Here is a 13,476-nt window from a genome sequence, read left to right as displayed (position 1 = left end):
CGCGCCCTGTCCCTGAAACAAAACTCAATGCCGTCCTCGCCACCCAGCGCCGCCGATTCCGCCCCTGTGACCGAGACCGTCCGCCTGTCGGGCGTGGGTTTCGGCTATGTGGACGCGCCCGACGTGCTGCGAGACGTTAACCTCATTCTGACGCGAGGCTCTTTCCACTTCCTTACCGGGCCGTCCGGCGCCGGAAAGTCTTCGCTACTGCGGCTTCTGACCCTGGCCGACCGACCGACTAGCGGGACCATTCGCCTGTTCGGAGCCGACGTCTCGGACATCGACCGACGCGACATCCCCGCCTTTCGCCGCCGCATGGGGGTGGTGTTCCAGGATTTCCGCCTGCTGGACCACCTGTCCGCCTTCGACAACGTCGCCCTGCCCCTGCGGCTGGCGGGCGGGCGCGAGGCCGACTACGCCGCCGACGTGGAAGAAATGCTGAAATGGGTCGGCCTGGGCCGCAGAATGGACGCCCGTCCCCCGGCCCTGTCCGGCGGTGAGAAGCAGCGCCTGGCCATCGCCCGCGCCGTCATCACCCGCCCCGGCCTGATCGTCGCCGACGAACCGACCGGCAGCGTGGACGCCGTCATGGCCGAGAAACTGCTGCGCCTGTTCCAGTCGCTGAACCGTCTGGGCGCCACCGTCCTGATCGCCAGCCATGACCAGGCCCTGGCCGAGCGCTCGGGCGCGCGGGTCCTGCGACTGGATCAGGGCCGACTGACCGAAGCCGCACGGGCCGCCGCATGATCCGCCTGTCCGACTTCCGACTTTCCCGGGGACGTCCCGGCCTGCTGCCCCCGGCGGCGGCCGGCGAGCCCTGGCTGATGACCGTCATCGCCGTCCTGTGTTTCCTGGCCTGTCTGGCCGCCGTCGCCGCCTCGGCCGCCGACCGCGCCGCCCATGGCTGGGCGCGCCAGCTGGGCGCCGAGGCCACGGTTCAGGTCCGCCCCCGTGTCGGCGAGAGCGGCGACACCGCCGCCGCCCGCGCGGCCGAGACCCTGTCCGGCGTCGCCGGGGTCGAGGAGGCGGCGGCCCTGGATCGAAAGGCGGCCGAGGATCTGCTGCGGCCCTGGCTGGGCGACGCCGTCCTGCCCGACCTGCCCCTGCCCCATCTGGTGACGGTGCGGTTGAACCCGAACGCCCCCGCCAGCGCGGTCAGCCTCAGCCGCGCCCTGGCCGAGGCCGGGCTGGACGCCACGGTCGATGACCACAGTCTTTGGCGCGGCGAGGTCGAGCGTTCGGCCGCCCTGATCACCGCCCTGGCCGGCGCCGCCTTCCTGGCCACCGCCTTCGCCGCCGCCGCCGCCATCGCCTACGCCACCCGCGCCGGCCTGGCGGCGGGGCGCGGGGTGATCGAGACCCTGAGCCTGAACGGGGCCACAGACGGCCGCATCGCCTGGCTGTTTCAGCGCCGCTTCGCCCTGATTGCGGCCGGCGCGGGAGCCATTGGGGCGGGACTGGCGGGAGTGCTCCTGGCCTTCGTGCGCTTCGTGGGCGGATCGGACGGCCTGACCCAGGCCCTGCCCGTGACTTGGGGCGACCTGCTGCTGCTCTCGCCATGTCCGCTGCTGGCGGCTACGGTGGCGCTTGTCGCGGCCAGATTCGCCGCCATGCAGGTTCTGGGTTCAGGTCGGGGGAAGGGATGAGGCTGCTCGTCGTCATCGGCATTGTCGCCCTGATCTGGCTGGTCGGCCTGTTCGCCTTCGCCCATCGGGTGCGCGAACTGACGCCCGCCGACGAACCCGCCACGGCCGACGCCATCGTGGCCCTGACCGGCCCGTCCGCCGAACGGGTCAACGCCGCCATCCGCCTGCTGGAACAGGGCAAGGGCCAGCGCGTCCTGATCTCGGGCGTCAACCGTGAGGTCCGTCGTCGCGAGCTGCGCGAGCTGACGCCGGGCTCCAGCCGTCTGTTCAACTGCTGCGTCGACCTGGGTTTCGAGGCCGAGGACACCGTCGGCAACGCCCAGGAGATCGCCGCCTGGGCCCGGTCCAAGGGCTATGACGACCTGATCGTCGTCACCTCCGACTATCATATGCCCCGCTCGCTGGTGGAGATCCGCGGCCAGATGCCGGGCGTGAAACTGACCCCCTACGCCGTCTCGACCCCGTCGCTGGACAACCGGCATTGGTGGCGGGCGACGGTGACGGCGCGGCGCATGACGCTGGAATATCTGAAATATCTGACCGCACTGGGCCGCGAAGGGATTCGCCGGCTCAGCCGCGACGCCCCCGCGACTGAAACCTCCGCCGAAAAGGCCCCTGCCTAAGTGAACACCCTACGTTCCCTGCTCTTCACCGCCTGGCTCTATCTGTCGATGCCGATCGTCGCCGTCGGCCTGTCGCCCGCCCTGTTGGGGCCGCACCGCTACGCCCAGGGGGTTTGCAAGCTGTGGGCGAAGATCGTGCTGTTCGGCCTGCGCTGGATCGCGGGGGTCAAGGTCGAGGTGCGCGGGCTTGAGCATGCCCCGTCGGGCGCGGCCCTGATCGCGTCGAAACACCAGGGGATGCTGGACATCGTCGCCCTGCTGGCCGTCCTGCCCGACGCCTGTTTCGTGATGAAGAAGGAGCTGATGCCCCTGCCCTTCTTCGGCTGGTTCGCCTGGAAGGCCAAGATGATCGCCGTGGACCGCGCCGGTCACGCCAAGGCGCTGAAGGACATGACGCGTCAGGCGCGCGAGCGCCTGTCCGAAGGCCGCCAGATCGTCATCTTCCCGGAGGGGACCCGCAACGATCCCGGCGTGCCCGGCGACTACAAGCCCGGCGTCGCCGCCATCTATCGCGATCTGGAAGGCCCCTGCTGGCCGGTCGCCACCAACTCCGGCGTCCATTGGCCCGCCCATGGCTTCCGCCGCTATCCCGGCAAGGTGGTGTTCGAATTCCTGGAGCCGATCCCCGCCGGACTGAAGCGCGGCGCGATGATGGCGTTGCTGGAAAGTCGCATAGAGACGGCATCTGCAGCCCTGCTGGAGCCAAAGGCCCAGCTCGAACGTATGGACTGACCTATTCCGTACGAGAAAGCTCCAAATGTCCTTGCGCACCCTGGCCCTGACAGCCGCCGCCGCAACCGCCTTCGCCGGCTCCGCCCTGGCCCAGTCCCAGCCCTATGAGCAGCTGCGCCCCGCGCCCGACGGCTGGACCGTCGATCTCGGCGTCGGCGCCCTCTACAGCAAGGACAGCAACGGCGACACGGGCTCCGAGACCCAGGTCGTGCCGTGGGTTTCCGCCAATTATCGCGACGTCGTCTATCTGAGCGCCATCGACGGCCTGGGCTGGAACGCCATCAAGACCGACGACTTCCGCGCCGGCCTGCAGTTGCGCCCGCGCTTCTCGCCCGACGACATCGAGGGCCTGGACCTGGATCGTCCCGACTTCGGCGCCGACGTCGCCGCCTACGCCTTCAAGCGCCTGCCCGGCAATATCGTCGTCGGCGGCCGGGTCAGCCGCGACGTGACGGACGTCAGCGAAGGCACGGAATACTACGCCTCGGTCGGCCACCAGCGCGTGACGCCGATCGGGCTGATGAATGTCTCTGTCTATGCCCGCGGCGGCGACGCCAAGCTGGCCGACGCCTATTACGGCGTCAGCGCCGCCGAGGCCGCCCGCAACGGCATCGACGCCTATTCGCCGGGCAGCGGCCTGCAAGGCGCGGGCGCCAGCCTGTTCCTGCTGGTCCCGATCAACGACAAATGGGCCGCCGGCGGCCTGATCAACTACGAGCGCCGCCTGGGCGACGTGGCCGACAGCCCCCTGTCCCAGGAAGACGACACCATCCGCACGGGCGTCTTCTTCGCCCGCCGTTTCGGCGGCTGAGGAAAAACGCGGCGACCGCCGGGCGGTCGCCGCGCTCTCGCGGATCAGGTGGCCGCGAACTCGCTTAGCGCGTCGATCACGGCCCTGTTCTGGTCTTCCGTGCCGATGGTGATGCGCAGGGCCTGGGGCAGGCCGTAGCCGCCGACCGGCCGCACGATGATGCCCCGTGTGTTCAGATACTCATTGGCGGCGGCGGCCCGTTCCGCCCCGTCGAACATCACCAGCACGAAATTCCCCGCGCTGGGCAGAACCTCGAAGCCGAAGCCGCGCAGGGCCTGGGTCAGGCGCGGCTTCCAGTTCGACACCAGCTCGCGCGAGGCCGTCTGGTGCGCCTCGTCCCCCACCGCCGCAGCGGCGGCTTCCAGCCCCGGAACCGAGACATTGAACGGCAGGCGGATACGGTCGATGGCCTCGGCCACGGCGACCGGCGCATAGCCGAAGCCGATCCGTAGCCCGCCCAGGCCGTGGATCTTGGAGAAGGTGCGGGTGACGACGATGTTGGCCGCGTCCTTGGCCAGGGGGAAGGCGGTCTCCCAGTCGGCCTCGGTCACATATTCCGCATAGGCTTCGTCCACCACCAGGATGACATGGGCCGGAAGCGCGGCGTGCAGACGGCGGATCTCCTCGCCGGTGTTGTAGCTGCCGGTCGGGTTCGACGGGTTGGAGACATAGACGATCTTGGTCCGGTCATCGACCTGGGCCAACAGCGCATCGACCTCGGCCTTGAAGTTCGGCTCGGGCGCCAGCTTGACCTGGGCCTCGCAGCCCAGGGCGCTGATCCGATAGGCCAGGAAGCCGTACTGGCCGCAGACGATATTGTCGCCCGCCGTCAGATAGGTCTGGTTCAGCAGGGCGAAGACCTCGTCCGAGCCGTTGCCGAAGATCAGCTGCTCGGGCTCCAGCCCATGCTTTTCCGCCACGGCGTCGCGCAGCTTGGTCGCCCGGCCGTCCGGATAGATATGGATAGTCTTGATCGCGGCCTCATAGGCGGCCCGCGCCTTCTCGCCGGCGCCCAGCATGTTCTCGTTGGAGGACAGTTTCATCGGCTCGGCGACGCCTGCGATGGACGACTTGCCGCCGACATAGGGGGCGATGTCGAGGATGCCGGTTTTGGGCGCGGGCGCGTCGGTCATGAAAAGCCTTAACTCGAAGAACGGAGGAAGTCAGAAGACGGGGGCGGCGCCGATGACGCCGGTCAGGCGGCCGGGGGCGTTGTCCAGCCGCCCGTCCTCAGCCTGCACATAGCCCGCCAATACGAACAGCTTCAAGCCGCCTGCGGCCGCCAGGGGATCGGCGACCAGCCCGGCCTCGCCCAGAGCCTCGACGATCTTGGCGTCGGACACGGCGCTGTCGGTGACCCAGAAGGTGCGGTCGCCACCGGTCGGGCCCGAGACTTCCTTGGACACGAGAAAGGCCTGGGGCCGCGCCCGGCCGTCGTCCGGCAGGGCGGCGACGATCCTCAATTCTGGCCGGGCCAGCAGCCGTCCCCACCAGGGCCGACCCGATGTCAGGTCGACCAAAGCACGCGAACCGCCTTCCACCGCCTTCAAAGCCTCTTCGGCGGACAAGGGGCGGGAGCCCAGACCGTAACGGTCGGTCGCCAGGGCCTGGGCCAGACCACCGCACGTCACCAGCGAAGGCCCCGTCGCCGCCTCGATCCGCCCCCACAACGCCTTCAACGCCGCGCGCTCGACGGGACCGACGTCCGCCGTCAGATCGCGCAGGGCCAGGATCCCGGCGTCGAACCGATCCCGCGGACCGGCGGCGATCCTGGCCCGCAGGGCCTCGACCACCGCTCGGTCAAGCGCCGTCAGCACGGCGTCGTCCTGGGCTTCTTCCAGCAATCCCATCAGAACAGTTTCGGCGCCGGCGCCAGGGGGAAGGGTCCCAGCCAGGTCCGACCGTCGCGGAACACCAGGGTCAGAGCCATGTCTTCACGCCCCGCAGCGTCGGCCGCCCCGGCCGCAGCAGCGGCCCCCGCCGCTCCGATCCGGTTCACCGAACCCTGGCGCGACTCCAGCAGGCCGGACAGGGCCGGCAGGGGCTTCTGCGACTGCAGGGCCACCTGGCCCGTCAGCCGCCCGTTGGCGTCGGCCTTCAGCACGTCGCTGCTCAAGGTGGCGCGGCTGTCGCCCGCCTGCAGATCGCCGCGCAGATTGCGGAAGGTCCCGCCGCCCTGGGTCCATTGCGAAAACACCCCCGCCGCGTCCCCGACCTTCAGCAGGTCGGCCCGGCCGATGGTGGCCTCCAGCTGGGTGGTCAGTTGACCGTCCTGGGCGAAGCCCTCGACCGGTCCGTCGCGGCGTCCCTGCCCGTCCACCAGCCGGAACATCACGTCGATGTCGTCGCTCGGGGCTGTCGAACCCTCCAGATGGGGCCGCGAATAGAATTCGATCCGCGCGGCCCGTGCGATGGGGAAGGGCTCGCCGTCGGGATGGACAGTGAAGATCGGATTGACCAGTTCCAGCGCCAGGTTGGGCCAGCGCTGGTCGATGCCGCGGGCGCTCATGCGGATGGCGTCGCCGTTGACGGCCACCTTGCCCTTGCCCGCCCGGGTCAGGACCAGGCCCTCGGGCGCGACCACGACCCATTTGGTCGGCTGATAGGCGTTGGCCTCGGCGTTCAGTTCCGGCGCGGATATGGCGTGGCCGGACGGGGCGGCGATCGTCACATGGGTCAGTTTCACATTGGCGCGGAAGGGCCAGCCGACGATCCGCTTGTCGGCGTAGCGCACGTCCCAGCCCTGTTGCCGCAGGGCGGCCGACTGGGCCTCCAGCCCCGCGTCGATCTGGCGCGTCAGATAAAACCACCAGCCGGTCCAGGCGGCCAGGGCGATCAGCACGATGATGAAGGGGGCGTAGAGGCCCGCGCGGCTGGGTCGCTGGGTCGGTGCGTCGGTCATTCAAACTCCGGGGTCGAGACGGCTATACCCCAAGGAAGGACGACCGCCCAAGGCGTTCAGGCCGTGATATCGACCAACCTGGCCCCCGCCGCCCGGGCCGCTGCTTCAGGCGCGATGCCCAGCAACAGCCCGCGCTGGCCGCCGTTGATCAATATCTGATCGAACAAGACGGCCGTCTCGTCCATCACCGTCGGCACGGTCTTGCGTTGTCCAAAGGGACTGACGCCGCCGACCTTATAACCCGTCAGCCTTTCCGCATCTGCGGGCTTCATCATCTGCGCCGACTTGCCGCCGACGGCGGCCGCCAGCTTCTTCATGCTGACCTCGCAGTCCGACGGCGCGATGGCGCAGGCCGGCGCTCCGTCCACGAGGGTCATCAGGGTCTTGAACACCTGTTCCGGGGCCATTCCCAAAGCCTGCGCCGCCTGCAACCCCACGCGCGGCGCGTCGGGGTCATAGTCATAGGCGAACAGTTCGAAGGCGACGCCGGCCTTGGTCAGGGCGACAGTCGCGGGCGTGGTCTTCGACATCTCAGGTCTCGGGGTTCAGGAAACTGCGGGTCAGCGCCACCGCATCGGCCAGGCCCATCCGCTGGACCTCGGTCCCGGGCGGCAGGCTGGCGAACAGGCGGGTGGGGGTGGCGGCGTCCAGCATCAGGAAGACCCCCTTGTCGTCGCCGCGCCGGATCAGCCGACCGAAGGCCTGGGCGATGCGGGCGCGGGCCAAGGCGTCATCGTATCCCTTGCCCCCCAGCCGTTCGCGCCGCGCCTTGTGAAGCAGGTCCGGGCGCGGCCAGGGCACCCGGTCGAAGGCCAGGACGCGCAAGGACCGGCCCGGCACATCCACCCCGTCGCGCACCGCATCGGTGCCCAAAAGGCACGAGTTCTCCTCGACCCGAAACATGTCCACCAGCGCCCCGACCTCCAGCGGATCGACGTGCTGGGCGTACAGGGGCACGCCGGACTTCGCCAGGTCCGGCCCCAGCCGTTCATAGACCGCCTTCAGCCGACGGATGGCGGTGAACAGGCCCAGCCCCCCGCCCCCGGCCGCCAGGAACAGTTCACGCATCGCCGCCGCCGTCTGGCGCGGGTCGTCCTTGACCAGGTCGTTGACGACGATGACCCGGCTGTTGGCCGCATAGTCGAACGGGCTTTCGACCTTCAGGGTGCGCGGCGGATCGATCAGACGGGCCGATCCGGTGCGCAGGCGGGCCAGGTCGAACGGGTCTTCCTGCAACGGGTCGGACAGGGTGGCCGAGGTCACCAAAACCCCGTGCGCCGGCACGATCACGGCGGCTTCCAGCGGCACGGTCGGATCGATCCAGTGGCGGCGCAGGGCGACGTCGTGGATGCGGCCGAACGCCGTCTCGGCCGACAGCCAGTCGACGAAGTCGGGATCGGGCTGGTCTCCGCCGTCCTCCAGCGCCGCCAGCATGGACCGCCAGCCCGGCAGGGTCATGCGCGCCCGCCTGTCCAGCCCGCGCAACGCCCCCTCGATCCGCGACCGCTGCGCCCCGTCCAGCTCGGCCGCCTCGTCGTCGAGAATGTCTTCCAGATGCCGCGACAGGGCCAGAAGCGGCGCCTCCAGCGCGGCCAGGGCCTGGGCCGCCGCCCGGGCGGTTTCGGCCACCGGATCGGTCACCGGTTTCAGCGCGCACTCCATGCCGAACTCCGGCCCGCCGTATGTGTTGGTCTCGGCCGTGCGCGCCCGCAGTTGATCCAAGGCGGCGGCCAGGAAGGCCTCGATCGGCCCGATGGGATTGACCTCGCCCGAGGCCGGGGCGACGCGGCCCGACACCCCTTCGCCCGGAAGCGCGGCCGAGGCGCGGATGGCGTCCTGAAGCGCTTTCAACGCAGCGTCATTGTCCCCGACCATGTCGCCCAGCCGTTGTTCCAGCCCGCGCCCGCGCCGCCCCTTGCCCTCCGGTCCCCGGATCCAGCGGCGCAGTTCGGCCGCCTCCTGGCCCGACAGACAGGCGGAAAAGGCGCTGTCGGCGGCGTCGAACAGATGGTGGCCCTCGTCGAAGACGATGCGTTTAAGGGCCGCCGTCTCGCCGTCCTGTTTCTGCCCCCGGGCCGAGCGCGCGCCGTCGAAGGCGGCCTGGGTCAGGACCAGGGCGTGGTTGGCGATGACCAGGTCCGCGCGTCGGCTGGCGCGGATGGTCTTTTCGACGAAACAACTGCGATAGTGGGGACAGGCGGCGTGGACGCATTCGCCGCGCCGATCCACCAGATTGGCCGCCCCCGCCGCATGGGCCGCGGGCATGGCGAACAGGCCCGGCAGCCAGCCGGGAAAGTCGCCCCCCGTCATGTCCCCGTCGCGCGTATGCACGGCCCAGCGCCCCGCCAGCGCCAGGCCGACCAGATCGCCATTCCCCAGCTGGGCCGCCTGGACCATGTCCTGCAGGTTCAGGACGCACAGATAGTTCTCGCGTCCCTTGCGGATCACCGCCTTCTTCTTGCGCTCTTCCGGATCGGGCCACAGGGCATGGCTCTCGCGGTCGATCTGGCGTTGCAGGGCGCGGGTATAGGTCGAGATCCACGCCGCCCCCTGGTTCCGCTCGGCCCACAGCGAGGCCGGCGCCAGATAGCCCAGGGTCTTGCCCGTGCCCGTCCCCGCCTCGGCCAGCAGCACGCGCGGCCGCCCTTCTTCGTTGCGCGGCGAAAAGGCGAAGGCGGCCTCGGCCGCATAGTCCGACTGGGTCGGCCGGGTCTCGTCCAGCCCCGAGGCCTGCAACAATTTCTCCAGACGGATACGGGCGGACTCGGAATCGACCGGGGCCGACCCCGCCTCGCCGCGCGGGGCCTCGTCCTCCCATTCCGTCAGCCGGCTCCAGACGTCCAGGCCCGAACCACGATGCTGGCGCGCGCGCACCCCGCCGTCCTTCAGCGCCTGCACCACCCGGTCGCCCCAGGCCCAGCCGGCGCGCTGCATCGTCAGAGCCAGCACATAGGCGGCCTCGCGCTCGGGATAGGCGGGCGCCGCCAGTTCGCCCAGCAGCAGACCCGCCGCCTCGCGCAGCGCGCCCGCCTGATCCTCGGCCGACCGAGGCTCCGCCAGGCCCAGCGACAGGGCCAGGCCCGTCGGCGACGGAGCGCAGAACCGCGCCGGCCGGACGAAGGCGTACAGCTCCAGCACATCCATCAGCTCGCCCGACCGCGGCGGCGGCGTCAGCCCCAGCCGCCGCGCCGTCAACGAGGCGTGAGCCACCATCACCGGCCCGCCGGTGAAGAAGCCCTCAGCCGCCCCCCGCCCGATCTTGCGCGCTCCCGCGTCGTCGCACACCGCGCCTGCGCCTGGCGGGGTCGCCAGCGCTGGCGGGAGAGGCTGCTGAGGCGCGAAGGCGCTCAGGCCGGTTTCAACAAGGACGGATTCGTCGGACACGCGCGATAGATAGCGGGCCTGAGATAGAAACGGAACGAGAACATCTAGCGATTGAGGCTCTTGCGCGCTAATTGTCGGCCATGGCCGCTAAGACAAAACTCCTGACCATTAACGGCCTGCTGGCTGTGACCCTGCTGGCGGCGATGGTCGTCGGCGTGGCTGGATTAGCCGCCTGGCCCAAGATCAGGGGATTTGTCGCCCAGGATTCTTGTCTTGATGCAGGCGGCGCATGGAACGGCCACGCCTGCGTAGGCGCTCGGCTGGGGTGACGTCCCTTCCCCCTCTCTTCGCCGACTGGTTCGCCGGGCGTGGCTGGTCGCCCCGGCGGCATCAGCTGGAGATGGTGGCGGCGGGCCAGGCGGGTCGGCACGCCCTGCTGGTGGCGCCGACCGGCGGGGGCAAGACCCTGGCCGGCTTCCTGCCCAGCCTGATCGACCTGGCCGAACGGGGGCCCCGGCCGCAGCACGGGCCGGGCTCGGGCGTGCATACACTGTATCTGTCGCCGCTGAAGGCCCTGACCACCGACGTCGAGCGCAATCTGATGACGCCGATCCGCGAGATTGGGCTGAACATCCACGTCGAGACGCGGACGGGCGACACCAAACAGTCCAAACGCCAGCGCCAGCGCGACTTCCCGCCCGACATCCTGCTGACCACGCCGGAACAGCTGGCCCTGTTCTGCGCCTGGGAGGGCGCACGGTCCTATTTCGCCGACCTGAAATGCGTCGTTCTGGACGAGGTTCACGCCATCTGGAGCGGCAAGCGCGGCGACCTTCTGGCCCTGGGCCTGGCGCGGCTGCAGCAGTTTTCGCCGGGGATGCGCCGGGTGGGGCTGAGCGCGACCATCGAAGACCCGGACCTGATCAGAGGCTGGCTGAGCCCCTCCCCAACGGTCGAGGACGTCGCCCTCGTCAAGGGCGACCCCGGCGCCCCAGCCGTGATCGACGTCCTGATCTCCGAGGGCAAGGTGCCCTGGGCGGGCCACACGGGCCGCCACGCCATCCCCGAAGTCTACGCCGCCATCCAGCGCGCGACCCTGGCCCTGATCTTCGTCAACACCCGCTGGCAGTCGGAGTTCGTCTTTCAACAGCTGTGGGCGATCAACGACGACAATCTGCCTATCGGCCTGCACCACGGGTCATTGGCCGCCGAACAGAGGCGCAAGATCGAGGCGGCGATGGCGCGCGGCGATCTGCGGGCAGTTGTCTGCACCTCGACCCTGGACCTGGGCATCGACTGGGGCGACGTGGACCTGGTCATCCAGATGGCCGCGCCCAAGGGCTCCAGCCGGCTGGTCCAGCGGATCGGCCGCGCCAACCACCGGCTGGACGAGCCGTCACGCGCCCTTCTGGTGCCCGCCAGCCGGTTCGAAATGCTGGAATGCCAGGCGGCGCGCGAGGCGGTGGCCGACAACGCCTTCGACTGGGAGCCGGTCCATATCGGCACGCTGGATGCGCTGGCCCAGCACGTCATGGGCGTCGCCTGTTCCGAAGCCTTCGACATGCAGGCCCTGTATGACGAGATCACCGGCTGCGGCCCCTATCGAGGCCTGACCTGGGAGCAGTTCGAGGAGGTGGTCGATTTCGTCGCCACCGGCGGCTATGCGCTGCGCACCTACGACCGGTTCGCCCGCATCGTCCGCACCCCGGACGGCCGCTGGAAGGCCCGCACCAAGGACATCGCCCAGCGCCACCGGATGAATGTCGGCGCCATCGTCTCGGCGGGAACCCTGAACGTGCGGGTGGCCGGCCGTCGTGGCGGCGCCTCGCGCCAGCTGGTCGCGGGCCGCAAGGTGGGCGAGGCCGAGGAATGGTATTTCGAACAGCTGACGCCCGGCGACACCTTCCTGTTCGCCGGTCAGGTCTGGGCGTTTCAGGGGATTGTCGGCACCGACGCCCTGGTCACCCACGCCAATCACAAGGAGCCCAAGATCCCTTCCTGGGGCGGGTCCAAGTTCCCGCTGTCCACCTCCCTGGCTGACCGGGTGAGGACCATGGTGCAGGACCCGGATCACTGGCGCGTCCTGCCGCCGGACGTGCAGGAATGGCTGGAGCTTCAGGCCGAACGGTCCGCCATTCCCGACGCCGAATCCATGCTGGTCGAGACCTTTCCACGCGGCAGCCGGCATTTTCTGGTCGCCTATCCGTTCGAGGGCAATCTGGCCCACACCACGCTTTGCATGCTGCTGACCCGGCGGCTGGACCGGCTGGGCGTCGGCCCCCTGGGCTTCGTCGTCACAGACTATGCCCTGGCGATCTGGTCGATCCGACCGATGGACGGCATCGACCTGGACGCCCTGTTCCAGTCCGACATGCTGGGCGACGATCTGGAGTCCTGGCTGGAAGAGAGCTTCATGATGAAGCGGTCCTTCCGCAATTGCGCCCTGATCTCGGGCTTGATCGAGCGACGTCAGCCGGGCGCCGAGAAGACCGGACGGCAAGTGACCTTTTCCACCGACCTGATCTACGATGTGCTGCGCCGCCACCAGCCCGACCATCTGCTGCTCAAGACCGCTCGCGCCGACGCTGCCTCGGGCCTGCTGGACGTGGCGCGGCTGGGCCAGATGCTGACGCGGATCGAGGGGCGAATCCGGCATCAGCCCCTGACCCGTCCCTCCCCCTTCTGCGTCCCGGTTCTGGTCCAGATCGGGCGCGAGCGGGTGGGCGGAGACGCCGCCGAAATGATCCTGGACGACAGCGCCGAACTGCTGATCGCCGAGGTCATGGACGACGCGGAGCCGCAAGCCGCATGAACGCCGCCCTGCGCCAGACCCTGTCCCCCGCCCGCAAGCCCTGCGGCTCGCTGCGGGTTCAGATCGCGGGCGAGACCTGCGTGCTGCGCTGTTCCGGGGCCCTGTGGCTGCCCGCCCATCGCGCCCTTATCGCTGCAGATCTCCATTTGGAGAAGGGGTCGGCCTTCGCCGTGCGCGGCCAGATGCTGCCCCCCTATGACAGCCGCGCCACTCTGGACCGGCTCGAGGCAGAGATCGCAGACTTGAACCCCGCCCTGGTCGTGCTGCTGGGCGACAGTTTCCATGACGCCAAGGCCCTCGGTCGGATGGCGGACGAGGACCGGACACGGCTGGACCGTCTGGCGACCGGCCGAGACTGGCTGTGGCTGGAAGGCAATCACGACCGCGAGGCCTTGGCCGACGACGCCCAGGCCGAAACACGCCTGCCCGGCCGGGTCGTGGGGGACATGGCCCTGGGCGCCCTGCGGCTGACCCACGAACCCGAGCCCCGAACGCCGAAGGACGACCGCCACGGCGAGGTCGCCGGCCACCTTCACCCCGCCGCCCGCGTCGTCGCCTATGGCCGCGGCGTGCGTCGCCCCTGTTTCGTCACCGACGGATCGCGCCTGATCCTGCCCGCCTTCGGC

Annotated in this window: 12 protein-coding genes; 7 read left to right on the top strand and 5 right to left on the bottom strand. The window is 69.8% G+C overall.

Annotation, left to right across the window (positions count from 1 at the left end; all coding sequences use genetic code 11):
* Positions 1-27: 27 nt before the first annotated feature.
* Genes Q7J26_RS13800 through Q7J26_RS13780 form a run of 5 tightly spaced genes read left to right on the top strand, consistent with a single transcriptional unit; the run spans position 28 to position 3,812 of the window.
* Positions 28-747, top strand: coding sequence for a cell division ATP-binding protein FtsE (locus tag Q7J26_RS13800; RefSeq protein WP_304936980.1), 720 nt, complete (start codon positions 28-30; stop codon positions 745-747).
* Complete coding sequence (locus tag Q7J26_RS13795) at positions 744-1,646, top strand: ABC transporter permease (RefSeq protein WP_304936979.1); 903 nt, start codon at positions 744-746, stop codon at positions 1,644-1,646. Before Q7J26_RS13800 ends, Q7J26_RS13795 begins: the two co-directional genes overlap by 4 nt.
* A complete protein-coding gene (locus Q7J26_RS13790) occupies positions 1,643-2,269 on the top strand; it encodes a YdcF family protein (RefSeq protein ID WP_304936978.1) in 627 nt (208 codons plus the stop codon). The genes Q7J26_RS13795 and Q7J26_RS13790 overlap by 4 nt, the downstream gene beginning before the upstream one ends.
* Positions 2,270-3,001 carry a 1-acyl-sn-glycerol-3-phosphate acyltransferase gene (locus Q7J26_RS13785; protein ID WP_304936977.1) on the top strand — a complete coding sequence of 244 codons (732 nt, stop codon included), beginning with the start codon at positions 2,270-2,272 and terminating at the stop codon, positions 2,999-3,001.
* 25 nt (positions 3,002-3,026) lie between these two features.
* Positions 3,027-3,812 carry a MipA/OmpV family protein gene (locus Q7J26_RS13780; RefSeq protein ID WP_304936976.1) on the top strand — a complete coding sequence of 262 codons (786 nt, stop codon included), beginning with the start codon at positions 3,027-3,029 and terminating at the stop codon, positions 3,810-3,812.
* 44 nt (positions 3,813-3,856) lie between these two features.
* Here Q7J26_RS13780 and hisC read toward each other — a convergent pair whose 3' ends face one another.
* Genes hisC through Q7J26_RS13755 form a run of 5 tightly spaced genes read right to left on the bottom strand, consistent with a single transcriptional unit; the run spans position 3,857 to position 9,999 of the window.
* Entirely contained in the window at positions 3,857-4,945 is a 1,089-nt protein-coding gene (gene hisC, locus Q7J26_RS13775) for a histidinol-phosphate transaminase (RefSeq protein ID WP_304936975.1), read from the bottom strand.
* 30 nt (positions 4,946-4,975) lie between these two features.
* Complete coding sequence (locus tag Q7J26_RS13770) at positions 4,976-5,662, bottom strand: hypothetical protein (protein WP_304936974.1); 687 nt, start codon at positions 5,660-5,662, stop codon at positions 4,976-4,978.
* Positions 5,662-6,714, bottom strand: coding sequence for a DUF2125 domain-containing protein (locus tag Q7J26_RS13765; protein WP_304936973.1), 1,053 nt, complete (start codon positions 6,712-6,714; stop codon positions 5,662-5,664). Before Q7J26_RS13765 ends, Q7J26_RS13770 begins: the two co-directional genes overlap by 1 nt.
* Before the next feature lie 56 nt (positions 6,715-6,770).
* Complete coding sequence (gene ybaK / locus Q7J26_RS13760; protein ID WP_304936972.1) at positions 6,771-7,244, bottom strand: Cys-tRNA(Pro) deacylase; 474 nt, start codon at positions 7,242-7,244, stop codon at positions 6,771-6,773.
* Between the two features lies 1 nt (position 7,245).
* On the bottom strand, positions 7,246-9,999 hold the full coding sequence (locus Q7J26_RS13755) for an ATP-dependent DNA helicase (protein WP_304936971.1): 2,754 nt from the start codon (positions 9,997-9,999) through the stop codon (positions 7,246-7,248).
* 328 nt (positions 10,000-10,327) lie between these two features.
* Between Q7J26_RS13755 and Q7J26_RS13750 the strand changes: the two genes are divergently transcribed.
* Both Q7J26_RS13750 and pdeM read left to right on the top strand, forming a co-directional pair.
* On the top strand, positions 10,328-12,850 hold the full coding sequence (locus tag Q7J26_RS13750; RefSeq protein ID WP_304936970.1) for a ligase-associated DNA damage response DEXH box helicase: 2,523 nt from the start codon (positions 10,328-10,330) through the stop codon (positions 12,848-12,850).
* A partial coding sequence (gene pdeM, locus Q7J26_RS13745) for a ligase-associated DNA damage response endonuclease PdeM (protein ID WP_304936969.1) occupies positions 12,847-13,476 on the top strand: 630 nt, incomplete at its 3' end. The genes Q7J26_RS13750 and pdeM, both read left to right, overlap by 4 nt.

This window comes from Brevundimonas sp. (genome assembly GCF_030656255.1).
Lineage (GTDB): Bacteria > Pseudomonadota > Alphaproteobacteria > Caulobacterales > Caulobacteraceae > Brevundimonas.
The sequence above is the reverse complement of the archived record's forward strand: the minus strand, read 5'-3'. Positions and strand labels throughout refer to the sequence as shown.